21 protein-coding genes are annotated in these 22,666 nt (G+C 36.4%); 3 read left to right on the top strand and 18 right to left on the bottom strand.

Translation table 11 applies throughout. From position 1 onward, the window contains the following. Positions 1–231: 231 nt before the first annotated feature. From CBF37_RS11855 to queA, 7 genes are all read right to left on the bottom strand, one after another. Positions 232–1,611, bottom strand: coding sequence for a C40 family peptidase (locus CBF37_RS11855; protein WP_125983805.1), 1,380 nt, complete (start codon positions 1,609–1,611; stop codon positions 232–234). A 169-nt stretch (positions 1,612–1,780) separates the two neighbouring features. After that, the gene (gene mreD, locus CBF37_RS05785; protein WP_125983806.1) at positions 1,781–2,299 is read right to left on the bottom strand and encodes a rod shape-determining protein MreD; all 519 of its coding nucleotides are present in this window, start codon (positions 2,297–2,299) and stop codon (positions 1,781–1,783) included. Further along, positions 2,299–3,159 carry a rod shape-determining protein MreC gene (gene mreC, locus CBF37_RS05790; protein ID WP_125983807.1) on the bottom strand — a complete coding sequence of 287 codons (861 nt, stop codon included), beginning with the start codon at positions 3,157–3,159 and terminating at the stop codon, positions 2,299–2,301. The genes mreD and mreC overlap by 1 nt, the downstream gene beginning before the upstream one ends. A 175-nt stretch (positions 3,160–3,334) precedes the next feature. Next, positions 3,335–5,938 carry a bifunctional acetaldehyde-CoA/alcohol dehydrogenase gene (gene adhE / locus CBF37_RS05795; protein ID WP_125983808.1) on the bottom strand — a complete coding sequence of 868 codons (2,604 nt, stop codon included), beginning with the start codon at positions 5,936–5,938 and terminating at the stop codon, positions 3,335–3,337. 163 nt (positions 5,939–6,101) lie between these two features. After that, a complete protein-coding gene (yajC, locus tag CBF37_RS05800) occupies positions 6,102–6,476 on the bottom strand; it encodes a preprotein translocase subunit YajC (protein WP_125983809.1) in 375 nt (124 codons plus the stop codon). A gap of 88 nt (positions 6,477–6,564) precedes the next feature. Next, a complete protein-coding gene (tgt, locus tag CBF37_RS05805) occupies positions 6,565–7,710 on the bottom strand; it encodes a tRNA guanosine(34) transglycosylase Tgt (RefSeq protein ID WP_125983810.1) in 1,146 nt (381 codons plus the stop codon). Between the two features lie 18 nt (positions 7,711–7,728). Then, complete coding sequence (queA, locus tag CBF37_RS05810) at positions 7,729–8,763, bottom strand: tRNA preQ1(34) S-adenosylmethionine ribosyltransferase-isomerase QueA (RefSeq protein WP_125983811.1); 1,035 nt, start codon at positions 8,761–8,763, stop codon at positions 7,729–7,731. Positions 8,764–8,933: 170 nt separating this feature from the next. On the opposite strand from queA, the gene CBF37_RS05815 reads away from it, so the two are divergent. Then, positions 8,934–9,584 carry a hypothetical protein gene (locus tag CBF37_RS05815; RefSeq protein WP_125983812.1) on the top strand — a complete coding sequence of 217 codons (651 nt, stop codon included), beginning with the start codon at positions 8,934–8,936 and terminating at the stop codon, positions 9,582–9,584. A gap of 45 nt (positions 9,585–9,629) precedes the next feature. Here the strand turns inward: CBF37_RS05815 and CBF37_RS05820 are convergent, their stop codons facing one another. Continuing rightward, positions 9,630–10,055 (bottom strand): CsbD family protein, encoded by a 426-nt coding sequence (locus tag CBF37_RS05820; RefSeq protein WP_206168040.1) that lies wholly within the window; start codon positions 10,053–10,055, stop codon positions 9,630–9,632. 1,023 nt (positions 10,056–11,078) lie between these two features. On the opposite strand from CBF37_RS05820, the gene CBF37_RS05825 reads away from it, so the two are divergent. Then, positions 11,079–11,722, top strand: a protein-coding gene (locus tag CBF37_RS05825) for an IS6 family transposase (RefSeq protein WP_240626675.1) whose coding sequence is annotated in 2 segments (ribosomal slippage) — positions 11,079–11,631 and positions 11,631–11,722 — 645 coding nt in all. Because the reading frame shifts where the segments join, the coding sequence is not laid out codon by codon here. A 33-nt stretch (positions 11,723–11,755) separates the two neighbouring features. Here CBF37_RS05825 and CBF37_RS05830 read toward each other — a convergent pair. The 5 genes from CBF37_RS05830 to CBF37_RS05850 all read right to left on the bottom strand — a co-directional run bounded on the left by CBF37_RS05830 (position 11,756) and on the right by CBF37_RS05850 (position 14,873). Beyond that, a complete protein-coding gene (locus tag CBF37_RS05830; RefSeq protein WP_125983813.1) occupies positions 11,756–11,953 on the bottom strand; it encodes a hypothetical protein in 198 nt (65 codons plus the stop codon). 17 nt (positions 11,954–11,970) lie between these two features. Next, entirely contained in the window at positions 11,971–12,981 is a 1,011-nt protein-coding gene (ruvB, locus tag CBF37_RS05835; RefSeq protein WP_125983814.1) for a Holliday junction branch migration DNA helicase RuvB, read from the bottom strand. A 15-nt stretch (positions 12,982–12,996) separates the two neighbouring features. After that, a complete protein-coding gene (gene ruvA, locus CBF37_RS05840) occupies positions 12,997–13,614 on the bottom strand; it encodes a Holliday junction branch migration protein RuvA (protein ID WP_125983815.1) in 618 nt (205 codons plus the stop codon). Between the two features lie 208 nt (positions 13,615–13,822). After that, complete coding sequence (msrB, locus tag CBF37_RS05845) at positions 13,823–14,245, bottom strand: peptide-methionine (R)-S-oxide reductase MsrB (protein ID WP_125983816.1); 423 nt, start codon at positions 14,243–14,245, stop codon at positions 13,823–13,825. Between the two features lie 58 nt (positions 14,246–14,303). After that, entirely contained in the window at positions 14,304–14,873 is a 570-nt protein-coding gene (locus tag CBF37_RS05850; protein WP_125983817.1) for a Maf family protein, read from the bottom strand. A gap of 69 nt (positions 14,874–14,942) precedes the next feature. Here CBF37_RS05850 and CBF37_RS05855 point away from each other — a divergent pair, with 69 nt between their 5' ends. Next, positions 14,943–15,242 (top strand): hypothetical protein, encoded by a 300-nt coding sequence (locus tag CBF37_RS05855; protein ID WP_125983818.1) that lies wholly within the window; start codon positions 14,943–14,945, stop codon positions 15,240–15,242. 50 nt (positions 15,243–15,292) lie between these two features. Here the strand turns inward: CBF37_RS05855 and CBF37_RS05860 are convergent, their stop codons facing one another. The 5 genes from CBF37_RS05860 to CBF37_RS05880 form a co-directional block, all read right to left on the bottom strand. Next, the gene (locus tag CBF37_RS05860) at positions 15,293–16,318 is read right to left on the bottom strand and encodes an NAD(P)-dependent oxidoreductase (protein WP_165866652.1); all 1,026 of its coding nucleotides are present in this window, start codon (positions 16,316–16,318) and stop codon (positions 15,293–15,295) included. 373 nt (positions 16,319–16,691) lie between these two features. Further along, complete coding sequence (gene mutL / locus CBF37_RS05865; protein WP_125983820.1) at positions 16,692–18,647, bottom strand: DNA mismatch repair endonuclease MutL; 1,956 nt, start codon at positions 18,645–18,647, stop codon at positions 16,692–16,694. Between the two features lie 13 nt (positions 18,648–18,660). After that, positions 18,661–21,291 (bottom strand): DNA mismatch repair protein MutS, encoded by a 2,631-nt coding sequence (gene mutS, locus CBF37_RS05870; RefSeq protein WP_125983821.1) that lies wholly within the window; start codon positions 21,289–21,291, stop codon positions 18,661–18,663. A gap of 13 nt (positions 21,292–21,304) precedes the next feature. Beyond that, positions 21,305–21,688, bottom strand: coding sequence for a YlbF family regulator (locus tag CBF37_RS05875; protein ID WP_125983822.1), 384 nt, complete (start codon positions 21,686–21,688; stop codon positions 21,305–21,307). Positions 21,689–21,717: 29 nt separating this feature from the next. Continuing rightward, positions 21,718–22,518, bottom strand: a complete 801-nt coding sequence (locus CBF37_RS05880; RefSeq protein WP_125983823.1) for a TIGR00282 family metallophosphoesterase — start codon at positions 22,516–22,518, stop codon at positions 21,718–21,720. Between the last annotated feature and the right edge of the window lie 148 nt (positions 22,519–22,666).

A 22,666-nucleotide genomic window follows, 5' to 3' on the forward strand; every position in this document is an offset into this window, starting at 1 on the left:
TTTCCATGTTGTGTGTGATAAACTTTGATTGTCCTTTTTCATAAGGGACCTCCTAAATGATTGATATTTCGTGGTCGGGAAACCAAATATATCTTATCATTTTAGGAGACTTTTTTTATACCACGCTGAAAGCTCTTCTGAACCACCCGCATAGCAGGTGGTTTTCAAAACATATAAAAAAAGGACTTTATCGATTACTCAATAAAGTCCTTTTAAAAATTAAGTTAAGTCTTACATACGTACGCCGAAATCAGGTGACCAAGCAGAAATGCTTTGTACAGTTACTGATTCGCCTGGTTGTGGTGCGTGGATGTATTGTCCGCCACCTACATAAATACCAACGTGATGAGTTGATCCATGTCCACCCCAGAATACTAAATCGCCTGGTTGTAATTCGCTTAATGAAATTGTTTGTCCAGCACTTTCTTGAGGTACTGTCCATCCACCGATTTCACGGCCAGCTGCTTGACGATAAACGTAAGATGTAAATCCTGAACAGTCGAAACTTCCTGGTCCTTTAGCGCCCCAAACATATGGTTTACCGATATGTTTATATGCTTCTGCAACAACTGCATTACCGTTTGATGGTGCAGTTGTTGGTGTTGTTTCTGGTTTAGAAACAGTAGGAGTTGTAGTAGTTTCTGTATTGTTGTTTGTTGTGTTTACAGTAGTTGTTTCAGTTGTGTTAACCGTATTATTTGTTGCACCTACAGTTGATCCTGTTTCTTTACTTGGGCTAACAATTGTTGAGCTTGTTCCTGTAGTTACAGTTGTGTTTTCAGTGTTGCTAGTTGCAGGTTTGGTGCTTTCAGTTACTGCCTGTTTAGCTGCTTCTTCTTTTTGTTGTTCAGCTGCTTGTTTAGCTGCTTCTTCTTTTTGTTGTTCAGCTGCTTGTTTAGCTGCTTCAACAGCTTTACGTTGTTCCTCGCGTTGTTTTTCAGCTTCTGCTTTTTGAGCTAAGAATTCATTTTTCTTGCTACTTTCTTTCTCTTTATCTGCTGAAATTTGACTGATTGCTGCTGTTTGAGCTAATTGCTGATCTTCTAATTCACCCTTTTTAGCTTCTAATGCTACAGCATTTTTTTGAATTTCTGCATTTTTTTCTTCAGTTGCATTACGTTTAGCTTCAACAGCATCTTTATCATCTTGTTGTTGTTGCATTAAATCTTTATTTGCTCCTACTAATTTGCTGGCAGCAAATACTTTTGTAATAGCGTCTGATACAGAGTCAGAACTTAACACTAAATCAACCATATTAGAATTAGCAGAATCTACTTGTACTGAACGAGCTTGTTCTTTGATTGCTTCATTACGTTTTTCAATACGTTTTTCTAAACTTGAAATATCTTTATTTAATTGACCGATTTGTTTCCCTAAATTTGCTTGTTCAGTTTGTAATCCTTCAGCTTCGCTGCGGATTGATGAAATATTAGCTTGAATATCAGCTAATTTAGCTGTTTCTGTGTTTTCTTGATCTGATAAGTCTTTAATTTTTTTATCTTGTGATGCAATTTGATCATCAATTGAGTCTGCGTTTACTGCTAATGGAAGAGCAGTTGCCGACAATGTAATCCCGCTTACTAATAACGCTGATAATAATTTTTTCTTCACTATGTTCTTCCTCCAAAAAGTCTTCTTTTTTATTTTTTTAAAATTTCAATTTTCTTATAATATTTATATTCTTACATTAAGTTGGTTTTCCCAACGACAGATAAATTGTAGCACAATCAGATGTCATTCATATAATGAGAATATTACAAAGATATTTCATTATAAATAATCATCGTTTTATATTGAAAACTTTTTTCAATGGAATCACGAGCACAGCTACTAAAATTAAATTCACTATCAATGTTGGTGCCAACGTTCGCGTTAAGAAGTCGATGGTAGTTGTATCTGTCAATTTAAACATCGTTAACAAAATAACTCGTCCAACGGATAACCCCGTTACAAAAACGACAAAAGCTAAAATAATTGTAAATGTACTAGGAACTATACGTTCAAACAAAAAATATATTAACCAAACTAAAACAGGAAAAAGGATCAAGTTTATTCCGATAACATTGTAATAATAAGAGTCATACAACAAACCAATAAAGGCCGACCAGCTAAGCATATAACTCTTATTCATTTGAAACGTGGCAAACATCATTACCATCAATAATAAATTTGACGTAAATGACATAGGTACAGCAAATACTGTCAATATTATACTGCTTAAATGTCCATCTAACAGCATCAATAAAAAAAAGACAATCGGCAGCACATAAAACATGATCTTTTTTTTCTCATTACTCATTACTTACTACCTTCCAATCTTTTAATGACCGTGACTGTAGTAATATCATACATATCAGAAATAGGTGTCACGAGCACCTCATCATGAAGACCTGTTTTACTCTTTTGTATCTCTTGAACTTCTCCGATTAACAAGCCTTTTGGTGAGTTGTTGCCAAGTCCTGATGTGACTACTTTGCTGCCTTTTTTAATTCCATCAACTGTCGTCAGCTGAGATACTGTCAACGTGTGTGTTTTACTGTTATATGCATCCATCAGTCCGAATGACTCTTTCCCATCAGCTGTCTCCATCATGACTGGAAAATGATTTGTATTTTTATTTACTGTTGTCAACAGTTCGACTTTAGCACTGTTTTTGTCAGAAATGATGACACGGCCGACTAACCCTTTATCACCCATAACAGCCATATTTGTTTCAACACCATCTTTTGTTCCTTTATTAATGACTAAAACATCCTGCCATGTATCAGGTGACCGATTGACAACATTAGCATTTACGATGTCATAATTGGATAATGTAGAATTAAGTTTTAGCTGATCCTTTAATTGATTATTTTCTTTTTTATAATTATCCAACTCTGCTTGCAGCATTACATTTTGGTCAACTCTTTTTTTCAAATGCTGATTTTCAGAATAAGTATTAAATAAATTAAAAACAGATTTTACGCTGTTCTCAACACCGCGAATCGGTGCCATAACAATATCATCAACAACAGCGATTACACCGTTTGTTTGCGACTGACCAGGTAGACTGGCTTGCTTTTTATCACGCTGCATCGCACTGATACTGACTAAAAACACAACGACAATAACAATAATTAATGCAATAATAATATTTTTACTTGAATTAAATTTTTTCACTTTGTCACCTCTACTGGTTCATTAAATTATTAAACACGCATTGTTTATTTTATCATCAATTTATAGCATAATCTATAAATCAATTTTTTTTCTTAAAAATTTAAAATCCAAGCAATTTTTTATGAAATCAAAATAAAAAATACCGTATCAAATGATACGGTATCAACAATGACTATCAACAACCTTCATATGAATCGATAATTATCTGTTTCAACTCACTAATTAATGGTTCTTTTGGATTTGCTGTCGTACATTGGTCTTCATAAGCCAATTCTGCCATGCGGTCCACAGTACTATCTAAAGTTTCTTTGGTCACCCCTTGTGCCTTTAAGCTCATCTCAATACCACAACGTTTACCTAATTCAGCAACTTCTTTAACTAAAGAGGCAACTAATTCTTCATTGGTTGTTCCAGGTAGACCTAAGAAACGCGCCACATCTGCATAATCTTTATCTGCTCTGAAATACTCATATTTAGGGAACAACGCATGTTTTGATGGGTCTTTTGCATTGTAGTTGATAATATGCGGAAGAAGAATAGCATTTGTGCGTCCATGAGGAATGTGATATTCTCCGCCAATTTTATGTGCAATTGAATGACAAATACCCAAAAAGGCATTGGCAAACGCCATACCAGCCATAGTTGATGCATTATGCATACTCTGACGATTATCAAGTGTCGGTTGTTTAACAGACTCTTCTAAATTTTCAAAAACCAGTTTGATTGCTTGCAAGCTAAGTCCCCGAGTGTAGTCAGACGCCATGACTGACACATATGACTCCAATGCGTGTGTCAGAACATCCATCCCCGTATCTGCAGTAACAGCAGCTGGCACACTTAAAACAAATTGAGGATCAATAATCGCCACATTTGGTGTCAACGCGTAATCTGCTAGCGGATATTTAACATGTGTTTCACTATCAGTAATAACAGCAAAAGGCGTTACCTCAGCTCCAGTACCCGATGTTGTTGGAATACAAATCATCTTCGCTTTTTTAGCTTTTGGAATCTTATAGGCACGTTTACGAATATCTAAAAATTTTTGTTTTGCTCCAAAGAATGATGTTTCTGGATGTTCATAGAATAGCCACATTCCTTTAGCAGCATCAATAGCTGAACCACCACCGATAGCGATAATTGTGTCTGGTTCAAAATCACGCATCATCTTTGTTCCAGCATATACAGTATTAGTTGATGGGTTCGGTTCTACATCTGAAAACATAGCAAAAGTTACTTTATTATCTCGCTGCAATAATTGTTCAATAACTTTATCCGCATAACCGAATTCGACCATTCCCGGATCGCATACAATAAATACACGCTCCATACCTTCCATTTGCTGTAAATACTGTACGGAATTTTTTTCAAAATAGATTTTTTCAGGTAATTTAAACCATTGCATATTATTTCTCCGTTTCGTCACAGTTTTTGTATTTATCAAATTAATAGCCGTTACGTTTTTAGATACAGAGTTTTTACCGTATGATCCACAACCCAGTGTTAATGATGGAATCATTTCATTATATATGTCACCTATCCCACCTTGTGAGGCCGGTGAATTTATCAGAATACGACATGCATTCATCCGCAAACCGAATGCTATATGTAAATCATCATTTTCTGAATGTAGAACTGCTGTATGCCCTTCCCCACCAAGCTTAAGCATCTTTTCGCATAATTCTAAACCATGTTCAGTATTGTTGGATTTCATCATCGCTAAGACTGGTGATAATTTTTCACGTGACAATGGATACTCTGGTCCTGCTCCAGCTAACTCAACAATCAAAATTTTTGTTCCTTTAGGGACTTTAACGCCGGCTTCTGTCGCAATCGACACTGCAGAATGACCCACAATCTTTGGGTTAACAGCTGTTTTAGCATCATTCATTACTACTGCTTCAATTTTTGCTAATTCATTTGGTTTCACCACGTAGACTTGATGTGCTTCAAATTCTTTTTTAACTGCATCATACACCTCTTCATCGACAATAACAGCTTGTTCGGATGCACAAATCATTCCATTATCAAATGATTTTGATGCGATCAAATCATTAACAGCACGTTTTACTTTTGCTGTTTTTTCAATATATGCCGGAGTATTTCCCGGTCCTACACCTAAGGCCGGCTTACCAGTTGAATAAGCAGCTTTTACCATTCCTGATCCACCTGTTGCAAGAACTATAGCCACACCTTCATGATTCATTAATCCGTTTGTGGCTTCGATAGACGGCTGTTCAATCCACTGAATACAATCTTTCGGTGCGCCAGCTGCTACTGCTGCGTCACGCACAATTCTAGCTGCTTCAGCAGAACATTTCTGCGCGCTTGGGTGGAATGCAAAAATAATCGGATTCCTTGTCTTTATCGAGATGAGTGCTTTAAATATTGTTGTCGAGGTCGGATTAGTTGTCGGTGTTACCCCGCAAACAACTCCAACCGGATCAGCTATTTCGATGATTTCTTTCTGCTCATCTTCGCTGATAACTCCGACCGTTTTATCGTTTTTAATATTATTCCAAATACTTTCAGATGCAAACATGTTTTTTATTGCTTTGTCTTCGTAAACTCCGCGACCCGTTTCTTCAACCGCCATTTTCGCTAAAGGCATGTGTTGATTTAAGGCAGCCATCGCCATTTCGTGAACAATAAAATCAATCTTTACTTGGTTAAACGTCTTAAACTCTTTTAACGCCGCTCGCCCCTTGCTCACCAATTCATTAATATTTTCTTCGACATTTCCCTGTACTTTTGTACTCTTGTTTTCTTTCATTTTCCCCATTTTTAAGCCTCCTAAAAGTATTGTTATGTTTTTCACATGTTGACTATACTTTATTTTATCTCCTTTGTAAAGTTTTAATAGTGAATTTTTTCACTTTAAAACAAATAATTCGTTTTATGAACAAAGTTGCTAAAAAAAGGAGCAATCAATTGCTCCTTTTTAATTAATTATCTTTTTTTTCATCTGTAATAACTTCCTCAGTTTTTTCAACTGTTTCATCTTCTTCGTCAATTACTTCAGTTTCTTTTACTTCTTGGCTGGTTACAACCGTTGATGCTGGTTTAACGGTCTTAATCGCTTGGCGTTCAAACTCTAAGAAAATACCTTCACAATCAAGTGTTACTGTTCCCTTATCTTGGTTTATTTCGCTGATTACTCCATAAAGTCCGCCAATAGTCACTACTTCACTACCGACTGCCATACCATCCAATAATTGTTGACGCTGTTGTTGTTGTTTCTTTTGTGATCGCGTCATCATAAACATCATCCCACCAATTAAAATTAGTGGAACTAACATACCGCCTATTCCTCCTGGCATGTTTTACCCCCCTTTTATTCTTTAACTAAACACTATAGTTAGATTTTAGCAAACTTCTGCCTTGTAAACTACCTATTACCAAATAAAATTAAAAATTCTTCGGATTTTCTTCATTAAATCCATATTCTTCAAAAAAGGCTTCACGAAACTCTAATAAATTGTCGTCCATGATTGCTTGACGTACCTGTTTCATCACATTTAATAAGAAGTACAGATTGTGATATGATGTCAAGCGCATACCAAAAGTTTCATCGCATTTAATTAAATGACGTATATACGCGCGTGTATAATTTCGACAAGTGTAGCAATTGCATTTTTCGTCCAGAGGTCTGAAATCGCGTGCATATTTTGCATTTTTCACCACAAGACGACCTTTGCTGGTCATGCAAGTCCCATTACGCGCAATTCGCGTCGGTAAAACGCAGTCAAACATATCAATACCGCGAATAACACCATCAATTAGTGAATCTGCTGTCCCAACACCCATTAAATAGCGCGGTTTATTTTCTGGAATAAGCGGTGTCGTATATTCCAGCATAGTATTCATTTCATGCTTTGTTTCACCTACTGATAATCCGCCAATTGAGTAACCGGGGAAGTCCATACCAACTAATTCTTTTGCGCTTTGTTGACGTAAGTCTTTGTAGCCGGCACCTTGGATTATGCCGAATAACCCTTGACGATCTGGATTAGCATGCGCCTTCAAGCCTCGCTCTGCCCATCTTGATGTCCGTTCAATAGATTTTTTTACATAGTCATGACTCTCATAAAACGGAGGGCATTCGTCAAAACTCATCATAATATCCGGACCCAATTTATTTTGAATTTGAATTGCTTTCTCTGGTGACAAGAACATCTTAGACCCGTTCAAATGATTTCTAAAATGAACGCCTTCTTCTTCAATATGACGCATATCACTAAGTGACCAAACCTGAAAACCGCCTGAATCTGTGAGGATACCTTGATCCCAGTTCATAAAACGGTGCAGACCGCCTGCTTCTTCAACAATGTCTTCACCAGGGCGCAGCCATAAATGGTAAGTATTGCTTAAAATAATACCGGCTCCCATCTCTTTTAATTCTTCTGGTGCCATTGTTTTAACGGTTGCTAACGTACCGACCGGCATAAACATTGGTGTTGGGAACGTGCCATGCGGTGTTATAATTTCACCTAAACGTGCTCCAGTGTGCTTTTCTTTTTTTATCAAACGATATTTAATCGCTGGTTCTGTCATTTGGTTCACTTCCTTATTTTATTTAACAAACATGGCATCGCCAAAACTAAAGAAACGATATCTTTCTTTAACAGCATGCTCATACGCAGCTAACGTCGTGTCTCGTCCGGCAAATGCACTAACTAACATAATTAACGTAGATTTTGGCAAATGAAAGTTTGTCGAAAAAGCATCAACAACTTTAAATTCATATCCAGGCTTAATAAAAATATCCGTCCATCCGCTATCTGCTTTAAGCTCACCGTTAAATTTTGTCCCTATCGTTTCAAGTGTACGGATTGAAGTAGTTCCAACCGCTATGATGCGGCCACCTGCCTGACGAATACGATTTAATTCCACAGCCGCATTTTCTGTTAATCGATAAAATTCACTATGCATTGTGTGGTTTTCAACATCTTCGACACTCACTGGGCGAAAAGTTCCTAATCCTACATGCAGCGTTAAATATACTAAGTTAACACCTTTAGCCTTGATTTCATCCAATAGTTCTTTTGTAAAGTGAAGTCCTGCTGTTGGTGCAGCTGCAGACCCGTTCTCTTCAGCGTACACTGTTTGATATCGTTCGTTATCCGTTAATTTCTCTTTAATATACGGCGGAAGTGGCATTTCGCCTAACGATTCTAAAATTTCCAAAAAAACACCGTCATAGTCAAAGTCAATAATCCGGCCTCCATGATCCAACTCTTTTGTTACAGTCGCTTTCAACCGTCCATCACCAAATGAAATTACCGTTCCAACTTTAGCACGTTTTGCAGGTTTAATTAGTGTTTCCCATGTATCACCATCAGTATTCGTTAACAGTAATACCTCTAGATGTCCACCTGTTTCAGGCTTCTCACCATAAAGTCTTGCGGGTAAAACCCGTGTATTATTCATAACTAATGCATCTCCGGGATTTAGCTCATCAATAATCTCCGAAAAATGTTTATCCTGCATCTGACCTGTTTTACTGTCTAACACTAATAGACGTGATGACACACGGTCTTTTAGAGGAGTTTGCGCGATCAATTCTTCGGGTAAATCAAAATCAAAATCTGATGTACTTAATGTCATCTTCTCACCTTTTCTTTACAGTCTTTCTGTAGTATTCTAACATCTTTAGTGTGAAATAAAAACTAATGACGTCATTAATTTAGGTAAATACCATAATTTCAAAATCAATTTTGCCATCCTTTATGTTTTTGATATAATTAATTGATTTATCTAAGAAAGGAGTCTTACTTATGCCTCAAATTACCCCCTTTGAATCGATTACTTTTCTTATTTTTCTCATTTTTTGGCTATTATTAGTCCATAAAAGTAATAAAGTTCAGAAAAAAACTGTTTTAAATGACCAGTATACTTTAAAAAAGCTGATTAAACAGGCTTTTCCCTCAATATTTACACCAACAAAAAATATTATTTTACTGCTCTTCTTTTTTTGCGCACTATTCATTTTCGATATCAAAGATGTTAAAATAGCTACATACTTTCCCGTATCATTAACAGCTCTATCACTGCTGTTAACAACATCAAATATTTCAAACAGCCTGTTCGTTAATGATGATGATCCAAATAATTCCCAAAACGTACGTGAAGCTTATTTCGGCAGAATTTTATTTACTGCTATTATCTGGTTATCCATTAACATTTATTCTTTTTGTGTCCCCCTTCTTCATCCCAACTTACTATCACCACATAGTCAAAAAATAATTACTATCATTTTTTTAGAGATTTTTTGTTTAGGTATTCTATTAATTTTTGACCTATTAGTCTTAACCATTAAAATTTATCGGAAGAATGATGCATATACGGAAAGGATAAATATACAAGATAAAAAGAGTGATCCGAGTCTCATACATCGAAAACGAAAGTGGCACGCCAAGATTTATTAAATTAAACAAAAAAGTCGAACATAATAACGTTCGACTTTTTTAATACTATTTATGTTTCGGATGTTTCTCTCCAGGAAGAATCTTATCTTTTGCATCAGAAGTGAATGCTTGTGTTTTACCAATAGCTTGATCAAATTTTCCTTCCGCTTGTTTCATATGATTATCAGTAGTTTTACCAATAAACTCTTCTGCTTGACCTTTAACTTGGTTGCTAGACCCAGCACCTAAAACTTTGTCAACAAACTTAGTTGTATGATGTGCTATATCATGAGCTACTTCTTTGGAAGCACCAGTTACTTGATTTAATGCTCCTTCTACTCTCATATCATCATTTTGAAAAGCTGCGCCCATTTTTTCTTGTGCCTTTCCCTTAACAGAATATTTATTAAAATTAGGTTGTTGCATTTTTTTCCAAACCGCATATGCGAATACTGCACCTGCTGTACCGATAATTAATCCTGCTTTTTTCATAATCAAATCACTCTCCTATGTTTGATATACACTTATTATTGTAACTTAATAATCAAAAAATATCACTTATTAACTCTTGTTTATTGATCCATCTAAAAAATAAATAATTAACCATACCATGTTGAGAAAAAGGTAAAATTTCTAACGGTTACATTAATAGATGAATTGGACAAAATTAATAATAATCTATTTTAACCGCTTAATTGATTCCCCCTCTTCAAACATTATAGTTTAACCTAACCATAATAAAATTAATTTCCTTTTACCAAGCAACATATTATATTAATAGTGCGAAATTGTTTATTTATCGTCAGCTAGATTATTAAACAATTTTAAAAGGACCGCTTGACATTTACAAACTCAATTTGCAAGACACAGCCATTATGTTATAATTAATCTATAATATAATTATCATCATCCTGTAACTTATCGCATCCCTTTGGAGGTGTTTGGTCTGACGAAGCGACAATTACGATCAGAAAAGATTCGTGAAAAAATGATAAATTAAGAAAAGAAGGCGTCAATTTAGAAAAACGCTGGGGAAAACAAATCATTAACTCAGGATTTAGCAATGGACCAAATTTAGGCTCCCCTGGTGGCGATCCTTTAAAGCTTGAACGTATGGGCACAGTCATTAATAAACAAAAGCGATTTGATGAGAAGACACAAACCGGAGAAGATAAACAAACCAGACAAAAAAACCGCCAGCAGTCAGCTGACGGTTAAAAAGGAGTTGTTTTATCTACTTTGGAGGAGTAAATAAAATGAAAAAGTTTGTTTTGTTAGGGTTGTTTTGTTGGTATGTCTATATAATAGTCTCCAATTATGACATTTTTATGAATGTCTTAGTCTTTAACTATGAATAATTAATTAATAATTTACGAACCACTCATCACGCAAAACACCATGTTTGGTTCTATTGCAAAGATTTTCAATTATCTTAGTTTAAGTTAAAATAAGAAGAAAAAGATAATTAGAGGCATTCAGATGACTTATTTCAAAGGAAAATAATTTAATAAAGATATTATTACAATAGCCGTGGGCTATTATTTAAGATATAGCTTAAGTTATCGGAAAGTTTCTGAAATTATGAATGATCGTGGAATCAACGTTTGTCACACAACTATTTACCGATGGGTACAAGAATACAGTAAGATTATTTACTGCCTGTGGAAGAAAAGAAATAAATCCGTTGGTAATTCTTGGAGAATGGATGAAACCTATATTAAGTTAAAAGGAGTGTGGCATTATTTATATCGTGCTATTGATTCTTCAGGGCTGACTTTGAATATATGGCTGCGAAAAAATCGTGACAGTCAATCTGCTTACTCTTGCTTTAAACGGTTAATCAGACAGTTCAGAGAACCAAGAGTTATTGTAACGGACAAAGCACCTTCATTAAGCTGTGCGTTTAATCAACTTAAATCAGAAAATTTATTTACCAGAACAGAACATCGAACGAGTAAATATTTGAATAGTATTATTGAACAAGATCATCGTCCAATAAAGAAAAGGAACAAGTTATATCAGTCCATAAGGACTGCCTCAATTACAATTAAAAGAATTGAGTCCATCATGCTCTATACAAAAATAGCCGAAGAGACGGAAATCTCTTTGGCTTTTCAGTGATTTATGAAATCAATCAATTACTAGGGATTCCAGCATAGTTTTGAAACAATTAAGTAAAAGGCTTTTTCGTTTTAAACTTTGCAACAGAACCTGAACATTCCACTCACACCACTCCGAATAATCCTGAAAATCGGTTCTTGAAAGGATTCCGGTAGATTATGACGAACATTTTCCGAGTTATACAGATACGCATTTGGTATGAATTCAGTCATTTTTTGACATATTGCTATCTTGCCAAAACCATATGCACCATCTACCCAAATTATCATTTGTAAACGGCCTCCCTTTAGTCTGCAATATAATCATATCCTAAATGACTATAGGCTAATTCAGTCGCAACGCGCCCTCTTGCAGTCCGTTTAATAAAACCTTTTTGAATCAAATACGGCTCATACATATCTTCAACTGTCTCTGTTTCTTCGCTGATATTAACCGCAATAGTTGACAGCCCTACAGGCCCGCCTTGATATAGATCAATCATTGTCCGCAACAATTTTTGATCCACATAATCTAAACCTAAATGGTCGACTTGCAATAAAGATAAGGCTCTGTCCGCAATTTCCACATCAATTTCACCATTTCCTTCAACTTGCGCCACATCCCGGACGCGTTTTAATAAACGATTAGCAATTCGCGGAGTTCCTCTAGAGCGTCGCGCAATTTCATAAGCTCCTTCGTCCAAAATAATTGTTTCAAAAATATTGGCTGACCGTAGAACAATTTCTTTTAATTCATGATCTTCATAATAGTGCATGTGGCAGATGATGCCGAAACGATCCCGAAGAGGTGCTGACAGCATGCCTGCTCTCGTTGTAGCCCCAACCAATGTAAACGGCGGCAGCGGGAAATGGACCGGATGCGCTGTTGGTCCTTGGCCTACAATGATATCAATGTAATAATCCTCCATTGCTGAATAAAGCATTTCTTCCGCAACACGAGGCAGCCGATGAATCTCATCAATAAATAGAACATCCCCTGGTTCTAATTCATTCAGAAGAGCAACTAAGTCCCCTGGCTTATCGATGGCAGGGCCGCTGGTCGTTTTGATATTAACTCCCATCTCATTAGCAATAACCATCGCCATTGTTGTTTTACCTAAACCAGGAGGCCCATATAATAAGACATGATCCAATGATTCTTCTCTAGCTTTAGCAGCAGATATATAAATAGATAATTCCTGTTTAACCTTATCTTGACCAATATATTGCGACAAAAATTGCGGTCGCAGCGATAATTCTGCCTGTTCTTCTTGCGGGACTAATGACCCAGACAGTAAACGATCTGCTTCATCTGACATAGTCTTAACCTCCTTTTACTTTTTCATTAATAGTTTCAACCCGTTACGCAAGTACTGATCTGTACTGGTCTGAGGCTGCTCTTCTAGTTTTTTCGTTATTTTTTTCACTTCGCGTTCGGTATAACCCAAAGCCCTTAATGCTTCTAAAGCCTCTTTTAAATGATTATCATCGGTCATCGTAAATAAACTATCTTGCTTAGTCATTGCTTCAACAGCAGGGGTATCAATCGTTAAATCATCCAATTTCCCTTGCAAATCCAAAACCATCTGTTGAGCTGTTTTTTTCCCAACTCCAGGAAATTTAGTTAAGTAAGCTGCATCTTCTGACTCAATAGCATACACTAAACCGCCATGATCATCTAATGCCATAATGGCTAAACCACTTTTGGGACCGATACCAGATACACTAATTAATTTAAGAAACAATTGCTTTTCTTCTAAAGTTGAAAATCCATAAAGAGCTTGACCGTCATCCCGTATAACCTGATGAACATAAACTATCACTTCTTGGTTATAATAAGCTGAAAATCGAAATGGGTTAGCAACCAGCAATTGGTACCCGATACTGCCCGCTTCCACTACAATATAATATGGACTGACAAATGTCACTGTACCTTTAATATATTCATACATCTTTTATCCCTCCGTACATACGTTCCCTAAATTGTACCATAAGTTTTCTTTTTTCTAAACTGTCTCTAAATAAAATCTAACGGTCCCCGCTAGCATGGTTCATCTTTTAATATTCTAATCTAATTTCCAAATGATTTTCTTTTAAAATATTCTTTTAGTTCACAAAAATGCTACCGGCTATATAACCGGTAGCAAACAAATGAATCATCTATTTAAAAAGAGATAAATACTGCCCGTATCCTTCTTTTTCTAAATCATTAATCGGAACAAAGCGTAGAGCAGCACCATTAATACAATAACGTAATCCACCCTGATCAATAGGACCATCTGGAAAAACATGCCCTAAATGCGAATCTGCTTCTTGACTTCGTACTTCTGTGCGAGTCCGAAATAGTGAACGGTCCTCTAGTTCTTTTAACGACGCTATCGGTTTTGTAAATGAAGGCCAACCACAGCCCGCATCATATTTATCAGTTGATGAAAATAACGGTTCACCACTGACAATATCTACATATATTCCTTCATCAGAAAATTGATCATACTCACTGGAAAATGGTCTTTCTGTACCATTTTCTTGAGTTACTTCATATTGTAGAGGTGTTAGCTGCTTTTGCAAGTCTTTCTTTGTCATAGGTAAAACCTTCTTTCACTAAAAGTTGCATTTATTTTATAAAAAAAGCCATTTTTACTCAACTAATCTGTTTTGAGTGACCCTTCAATAACCAGTCATTCAACCAACCGATTGGTAATCCTACAACAGAGTAATAGTCGCCATTAATTTGTTTAACAAATAAAGACCCTTGATCTTGAATACCGTAAGCACCAGCTTTATCCATTGGTTCACCAGAAGCAATATAAGAGTTGATTTGCGACTCAAGTAGGTCATAAAAAGTGACTTCCACTATCTCCGTATGCTGTTCAAGTTGATTATTACTTATTATTGCAATGCTCGTTATCACATGGTGCATTTTACCGCTTAATTGCTTCAGTGTTTTAAAAGCCTCTGAAGCATCCTTAGGTTTTCCTAAAATATTTTTTTCATAAACTACGGAAGTATCGCAACCGATTACGATAGCATCTTTATTTTTACAAAAAATTACTTTTGCCTTTTCTCTAGCCATACGTTCAACATAATCAATTGGTACTTCATTGTCTAAGGGTGTCTCATCTATATCAGCAGGTATAACGTCAAAGTCAGTCATAACCTTGCACAGCAACTCTTGTCGCCTAGGAGAAGCAGACGCTAAAATATAACTCATAAATACCTCCGGTTGTTTTTTTACTGGAACAAGTTCATAATACTAATAGAATAGAGAAGTTGTTAAATTTTGTCAATTTTGGGAGGAATAGTCTATATATCACTACCTATTATAAATTACCATAAACGCTCAAAAGAAGCAGTAACACTTATCAATCTTTGGTTAAATCTACTTTCTACAGACAAAGAGGAACCTTTAAAAATGTGCTTAGAAACGTATCGAAACGACTTAACGGATTCTTTCAGAGGCTTCTCTGATTTAGCCAAGCATCACAATCTAGCCGTTATAGAATGCTTGTTTAAGCATCAGCTTATTTTGGATGGTGCTCAATCTGACTTACATACAAAACTTATTGAAACAGCTTATTAATAATAAAAAATGCTCTCAAACGAATTGTTCGAGGGCATTTTCTTTAATAATTAAACGGTTTGTGTCATTTCACGAGCATTTTCTTTTGAATCAATGCCGTCCATAACATTTGCCATAGTTATTTTATAAATATTTTCAAATGCTTCGTTTGTAAAGAAAGCTGAATGCGGTGTAATCATTGCATGCGGTTGAGCAAGTAATTCTTCTAACACTTTATCTTCAACTGGTATGTTGCTGTAATCGTTAAAGAAGTATTTTGCTTCATTTTCATATACATCTGCACCGTAACGAGCTACTTTGCCTGATTTAAGAGCATCAACCATATCTTCAGTTTTAACTAAAAGTCCACGAGCAGTATTAATAATAATTACTCCGTCTTTCATCTTAGCGATGCTGTCTTTATTAATCATATGTTGAGTTTCAGGGAAGACTGGGCAGAACAATGCGATAATATCCGCTTTTGCATATAATTCATCTAATTCAACATAAGTTACTCCAAATTTCTCAGCCCATTCAGTTGCTGGAAATTTATCATACGCAATGACAGTAGCTCCAAAACCTGCCATAATTTGTGCAAATTTTTGACCAATTTTACCAGTTCCGACTAAACCAACAGTTTTACCATGAATATCAAATCCCATCATAGTTGGCTTTAATGAAAAATCGTTGTGTCTTGTATTGTAAACAGCTGTTGGAATATCACGGATACTGCTTAATAATAATGTCACAGCGTGTTCAGCGATAGAATATGAAGAATATTCTGGAACACGATAGACTTTCATATTTTTTTCTTTTGCATACGCTAAATCGATATGGTTAAAGCCTGCAGAACGTGTTGCGATAAAGTACATATCGTTCTCAGCCATGATATCAATAACTTCTTTATCTACTTGATCGTTAACAAATACGATAATTCCTACGTATTCACCTTTTTTCGCATGTTTTCTTAAAATATCGGGAGTTAATGTTTCTTTTACATATTCTAATTCTAATCCTTTTTCTGGGTATTTCTCAAATGCCGTAACGTCATAATCGTAACTTGAGAATACTAATAATTTGTTAGTTTTTGTTTCCATAAAAAAAGAACCCCTTTTCCAAAGTAAAATAAATTTAAATAACAAAAAAATAAGTATACACGTATTTTCTATCATTTTGTGTAAAAAGTCAACCACATTAAAGAAAGCGCTTAATTAACATTAAAAAACAATCGTTTTTTAAAAAATTTAGTTTTTCTGACTTTTATTTTTAAATACCACTCGTTCAAAAATAACAATGTTAGTCGGTAATCTGCTTGTTATTAAAACAGACAACATCCTAATAGTTCATTTATCAACAAGCACATAATAAAAACGGAATCGTCTATTTAAAAGACAATCCCGTTTTTATCATTTTTTATTAGCAGTTCTGATTTCTTGTTAGACAAAGCCTTTTTAGCCACTCAAACAATTATCAGTGAGGGTCTTGAATCCGTTTAAATAATTTTTCCATATCTTGATTGGTGAAATGGATAACTACCGGACGCCCATGTGGACAATTATAAGGATTTTCGCATTTTTTTAAGTCTTCTAGCAAAGCTCGTGCTTGTATCTCATTCAAGTGGTGATTTGCTTTAATTGATTTTTTACAACTCATCATAATAGCTGTTGCTTCTCTAAATGAAGCAACCGTGACCGTTTTACCGGAAAGAATATCATCAATCATTTCACGAATAATGGCTTCTTCTTCACCAGGAGGATACCACGCCGGATGTTCACGAATAATAAAACTATTCGGTCCAAACTCTTCAAGTTCAATTCCGATTTCATTCAATAAGGATTCTTTTTCTTTTATTCGCAGCATGTCATCTTGCGAATATTCTAAGACAACTGGAATTAACAACGGTTGTTTATCTGTTCCGACTTCACCGATTTTTTGTCTATAATACTCATATTTTATGCGTTCTTGGGCTGCATGTTGGTCAACAATATATAAACCAGCAGAACTTTGTGCAAACAGATACGTTCCATGCATTTGACCAAAATATTCCAACTCCGGAAAGTTTATCTCACCAACAGGTATTTCACTCTCAACTGGAGCTTCAACTGTGTCTATTATCTCATCTGATACAACTGACAATTGTTCCGTTTCAGCTGACGAATCTGATACTGTTTGTTGTGGCATATCAGCTTCTGATTTGTTTTTTGCAGCCGAAAATCCAGGTTGTTCTGTCATTTTTTTACCTGGAACAAAGAACTCGCCTGTTTTAGCATTATACACTAAATTTTTATCTCTGATGGTATTAACCTGGTCGGAGCTGCTGCTCGTTCGGCTGGCAGTGCCTGAGTAAATTTCTGTATCTGGTGCAAGCACCAGCTGTTCTGATTTAGGCTCAGTTGTCCTTTTCTTATATGGGCTTGTATCACTAGCATTTGGAATCAGATTTTCACGAGATAAAGTCGCACGAACGGCTGTACTGATTAATGTCATCAGTTCTTTTTCTTTGCTTAGCCTGACCTCTTGTTTTGTCGGATGAACATTGACATCTACCAGCAGCGGATCCATCTCAATTTGCAACACAACAAGTGGATAGCGTCCAACCATCAATTTTGAGCCGTATCCCTCAACGATTGCTTTATTTAGTAAATAGTTTTTTATATAGCGACCATTAATAATGATAGACACATAATTACGGCTGGCTCGAGTTAATTCAGGCAAAGAAATATACCCTGTTAATTTAAAATCCAAATCTTCACTCGATACAGGCAACATTTTCTTAGCCGTAGCCACACCATAGATGCCAGCTATCGTCTGTTTCAAATCACCATTTCCAGTTGTCGACAACATTTTATGCCCATCGTGTACTAAGCGAAAGGCGATTTGAGGATGGCTTAAAGCTAAACGGTTAATGATGTCCCCGGCATTAGCTAGTTCCGTTTGCAGAGTTTTAACATATTTTAAACGTGCTGGTGTATTAAAGAAAAGATTCTCTACAGTAATTGATGTTCCTTTTCTAAGTGAGTGAGGTTTATCAATTACTACTTCACCGCCTACTAGTTTTAAATAACGACCGGTTTCTTCACCTGTCGATGTTTCCATAATGATTTCTGACACAGACGCAATACTGGGCAAGGCTTCACCTCGAAAGCCAAGTGAGCGGATCCGGAACAAATCATCTCTCGTATGAATCTTACTCGTTGCATGCCGTTTAAAAGCATTTAAAACATCACTGGATTCGATACCTTCACCATTATCAACAACTTGGATTTTTTTAAGACCGGCTTCTTCTAAGTAAACATCAATTTGTGTACTTCCTGCATCAATGGCGTTCTCAATTAGTTCTTTCACAACAGAGGCTGGCCGCTCAACAACTTCTCCAGCTGCTATCTGATTGGCCAATACTTGCGATAATTCTTCGATTTTCCCCATTGATTTCACCTTCCTAGCCGTTTAATTTCTGTTGCATTTCATATAATTTTGTCATAGCTTCCATTGGATTCATCGCCATTAAATTAAGTTTTTTTAATTCATCCACAATTTGTTGATCTACTTCAGATATATCTGAAAATAATGACAGTTGCGCGGATGAATCATCAGTTTCCTGCACCATTTCCACTTCCTTGGGAATTTTCTGTATGGCATCTATTGGCGCGATTGCCTCATTTTCCAACATCAAGTCCTGATTGTGCTGTGTCTCTAAGTGATGCAAAATCTCGCTAGCTCTAGCTAAAAGATTCTCTGGGAGCCCCGCTAGTTTTGCGACATGTACGCCATAGCTCTTATCTGCCGGTCCATCCATCATCTTATGTAAGAAGACCACCTCACCCTCTTGTTCAACAGCACCAACATGACAATTTTTTAGTCCCGACAGTGTTTGTTCTAAAGCGGTAATTTCATGATAATGGGTGGAAAATAAAGTTTTTGCATGGACATGCGCATGAATGTATTCGATAATTGCCTGTGCTAGTGCCATTCCGTCGTAAGTTGCGGTGCCGCGGCCTAACTCATCAAATAGTATTAAACTATTAACCGTTGCATGTCGCAACGCTTGATTAGCCTCCATCATTTCGACCATAAAAGTACTCTGTCCAGAAATCAGGTCATCTGAGGCACCGATACGTGTGAATATTTGATCGAAAATCGGTAAAACTGCCTTTTCTGCAGGCACAAAACACCCCATCTGTGCCATGACAACCGTCAAAGCTAATTGACGCATATATGTACTCTTCCCAGACATGTTTGGACCAGTAATAAGCAAAATATCTACATCTTCAGGCATTGATACAGTATTCGGTACATATTCTTGGTGACCAACAACCTTCTCAACAACTGGATGACGGCCTTCCAATAATTCCAATTCATGTTTATCAGGCAGCATAGTCGGGCGAACATAATTATAAGTTTCGCTGACCGAAGCAAAACTCTGTAAAACGTCAAGCTCTGCGACTGATTTGGCTAATTTCTGCAGTGCCGAAATATGCTGCTTGATTTCATCACGAATAGCAATAAACAATTGATATTCCAAACTTTGAGACTGTTCCTCAGCTTCTAATATAATCGTCTCCAGCTCTTTTAGCTCAGGTGTGACATAACGTTCGGCATTTGCCAGCGTCTGTTTTCGCTCATAGCGCTCTGCAGGTACTTCACCAATATTGCTCTTGGTCACTTCAATAAAGTAACCAAAAACTCGATTAAATTTAATTTTAAGCGTTTTAATTCCCGTTAAATTTCGTTCTTTCGCCTCTAATTCAGCTAACCACTGTTTACCATTTGTCATGGCATCTCGGTAAATATCTAATTGTTCATCATAACCTGAAGCAATAATATTTCCCTCTGTAATAGACAGCGGTGCTTCTTCATTAACAGCTTGCTCGATTAAATCAGATACGGCAGGAAGAGGTGTTAAATTTGTCAATAACGTAGACCAGACGCCACTATCAAGACCTGACAAAGTTTGTTTCAGAATCGGAATTTGCTGCAGCGACTGTTTTAGCTGAAGTAAATCACGAGCATTCACATTCCCAAAAGACACACGACCGACTAACCTTTCTAAATCGTACACACGTTTTAAATTCTCTTTTATTTCGATTCGCTCAAAATAGGCATTAAGTAAGCTCTCAACCATATCCTGCCGCGAAATTATCGCTTGTTCTTGAATTAATGGTCTGTCTAGCCATTGCTTTAATAAGCGGCCGCCCATTGCGGTTTGAGTATCATCTAACAACCACAATAATGTTCCTTTCTTTTCTCCAGTTCTGATTGAACGTGCTAACTCAAGATTGTACTTAGAATAATAGTCCATTTTTAAAAAATGACTAGGTTCGTAAGCAACTGCCTGCTGCAAATGTCCTAACTGTCTTTTCTGAGTACTGCTTAAATAGGCTACTAAAATAACAGCTGCATTTGCAGCTAAAGAATTTTCAAGATATGCTGTTAAATAACTTTCTTCAGAATTAGGAGCTTGCAGTGCTTGATAAGATACTAAGATATTCTTTTGTTCAAAGCGCTGCATCAATACTTCTGAACATTCTTTATTCAGCACTATTTCTTTCGTCTGCAAACTGTTGCATTCATTTATGATGCCGTCAATATCAGCTAAGTGACTGGCCTTCAATTCTCCAGTACTTAAATCAGCATAAGCAAATCCGTACTCTTTATGCTGCTCATCAATAAATAGTGCCGTCAAATAATTATTTTCTTTGGCATCTAATTCTTTGCTGCTTACGACGGTACCAGGTGTAACTAGCTGGATAACCTCACGCTTCACCATGCCTTTTGCTTCTTTAGGGTCTTCCATTTGTTCACAGATAGCTACTTTGTACCCTTTATCAATTAGCACATCAATGTATCCCTGCGCTGCATGATGGGGTACTCCGCACATCGGTATGGGATTCTCAGCATTACGATTTCGACTAGTTAATGTCAGTTCAAGAATTTGTGCTGCCTTTTCTGCATCTTCATAAAACAATTCATAAAAATCACCCAAACGATAAAATAAAAACGCATCGGGATACTGCGCTTTTGTTATCATATACTGTTCCATCATGGGTGTTAATTTTGGTTGTTGTACCATTTACTTACCTTCCTTAATCCTCTGTTAATCTTTTTTCAAGTTCGAGATTGACCTGACTTTCCAATAATTGTGTCAAATGATGCAGCAAATCATTGGCTTCAACTAATTTTTCTCGGTAATCGATGACAAGCGGGTGTTCATCGAATTCTCTTTGTTTTAAATCAGCTTGTTTAATAGCTTCTTGTTCTGCTCGCGGTTTATCATAATGTGCAAATTGAACAGCCTGCTTTTGATACTGTTTAATGTCATCTACCAACTGCTTCAAACCATCATGCTGACCAATACGCTCTTCTGCCTGCTGATACGCAGCAATTATCGGGTTTGAGCTTAAGCTACTTAAAAGATTTCTTAAAGCCTCTTCAACAGCCGGTTCATAATCATAACTCAGCTCTGACATATTCGTTACCTCGCTTACTGCTTATTTGACTAATCGCGAAACGGTCGATCAGGATTGATCAAATGAGCTTCTATATGTGTTGCTTTACCTGTTTTATCATCTAAATCAATGACACAATAAGAAACAAGCTCTCTCCCTTCTGTAACAACTTCAAAACGATGCGGCAAAGCTGTTCGGAATTTTTCAATAACTGCTTCTCGCTGCATACCTAATATTCCATCGTAGGGCCCTGTCATACCAACATCGGTTAAATAAGCTGTTCCATTAGGTAAAATACGGCTGTCATTTGTTTGCACATGAGTATGTGTTCCGACAACTGCCGAGACACGACCATCGGTATACCAACCCATAGCTTGTTTCTCACTTGTCACTTCCCCATGAAAATCAACAAAGATTAACGGTGTTCGTTGACGTGCTTCTTCAATTAACTCATCTATTACAACAAATGGATCCTCAATCGGTACCATAAACGTTCTTGCTTGCAGATTAATTACAGCTAATTCCACCTGATTCACCTTGACATAAACAATCCCATTACCGGGCGTTGTTTCTTTAGGAAAATTCGCAGGACGGACTAATTTCTTAGCATCCTGAATAAATTCAAAAATTTGGCGATTATCCCAAGCATGATTCCCTAACGTAATGACATCTGCTCCATCCTGTAAAAAACCTTTATAGATTTTCTCAGTAATACCACGACCTCCAGCAGCATTCTCTCCATTGATAATCGTCACTTGCGGCCGGTATTTTTTCTTTAACTTCGGCAGATATGTTGAAATTGCCTCTCTGCCTAGTGATCCAACAACATCTCCAACAAATAATAACCTCATTTTTAGTTTCCTCTTTTCTACTTCTGCTTGTTATAGTTTATCAAGTTTCTAATGTAAATAAAAGCTATCCGACTAGCAGAATAGATTTCTCTGCTAATTCAGGTATAATATGTTAAAATATAACCAATTATTTGAGAAAAGAGGGAAT

This window comes from Vagococcus vulneris, from assembly GCF_003950515.1.
Taxonomy (GTDB): domain Bacteria; phylum Bacillota; class Bacilli; order Lactobacillales; family Vagococcaceae; genus Vagococcus; species Vagococcus vulneris.

Excerpts from the sequence above, each read along its gene's own strand:
- mreD (WP_125983806.1), bottom strand. The coding sequence starts at position 2,299 with ATGAGTAATGAGAAAAAAAAGATCATGTTTTATGTGCTGCCGATTGTC.
- adhE (WP_125983808.1), bottom strand. The coding sequence starts at position 5,938 with ATGGGGAAAATGAAAGAAAACAAGAGTACAAAAGTACAGGGAAATGTC.
- yajC (WP_125983809.1), bottom strand. The coding sequence starts at position 6,476 with ATGCCAGGAGGAATAGGCGGTATGTTAGTTCCACTAATTTTAATTGGT.
- tgt (WP_125983810.1), bottom strand. The coding sequence starts at position 7,710 with ATGACAGAACCAGCGATTAAATATCGTTTGATAAAAAAAGAAAAGCAC.
- queA (WP_125983811.1), bottom strand. The coding sequence starts at position 8,763 with ATGACATTAAGTACATCAGATTTTGATTTTGATTTACCCGAAGAATTG.
- CBF37_RS05815 (WP_125983812.1), top strand. The coding sequence starts at position 8,934 with ATGCCTCAAATTACCCCCTTTGAATCGATTACTTTTCTTATTTTTCTC.
- CBF37_RS05820 (WP_206168040.1), bottom strand. The coding sequence starts at position 10,055 with ATGAAAAAAGCAGGATTAATTATCGGTACAGCAGGTGCAGTATTCGCA.
- CBF37_RS05830 (WP_125983813.1), bottom strand. The coding sequence starts at position 11,953 with ATGATAATTTGGGTAGATGGTGCATATGGTTTTGGCAAGATAGCAATA.
- ruvB (WP_125983814.1), bottom strand. The coding sequence starts at position 12,981 with ATGTCAGATGAAGCAGATCGTTTACTGTCTGGGTCATTAGTCCCGCAA.
- ruvA (WP_125983815.1), bottom strand. The coding sequence starts at position 13,614 with ATGTATGAATATATTAAAGGTACAGTGACATTTGTCAGTCCATATTAT.
- msrB (WP_125983816.1), bottom strand. The coding sequence starts at position 14,245 with ATGACAAAGAAAGACTTGCAAAAGCAGCTAACACCTCTACAATATGAA.
- CBF37_RS05850 (WP_125983817.1), bottom strand. The coding sequence starts at position 14,873 with ATGAGTTATATTTTAGCGTCTGCTTCTCCTAGGCGACAAGAGTTGCTG.
- CBF37_RS05860 (WP_165866652.1), bottom strand. The coding sequence starts at position 16,318 with ATGGAAACAAAAACTAACAAATTATTAGTATTCTCAAGTTACGATTAT.
- mutL (WP_125983820.1), bottom strand. The coding sequence starts at position 18,647 with ATGGGGAAAATCGAAGAATTATCGCAAGTATTGGCCAATCAGATAGCA.
- mutS (WP_125983821.1), bottom strand. The coding sequence starts at position 21,291 with ATGGTACAACAACCAAAATTAACACCCATGATGGAACAGTATATGATA.
- CBF37_RS05875 (WP_125983822.1), bottom strand. The coding sequence starts at position 21,688 with ATGTCAGAGCTGAGTTATGATTATGAACCGGCTGTTGAAGAGGCTTTA.
- CBF37_RS05880 (WP_125983823.1), bottom strand. The coding sequence starts at position 22,518 with ATGAGGTTATTATTTGTTGGAGATGTTGTTGGATCACTAGGCAGAGAG.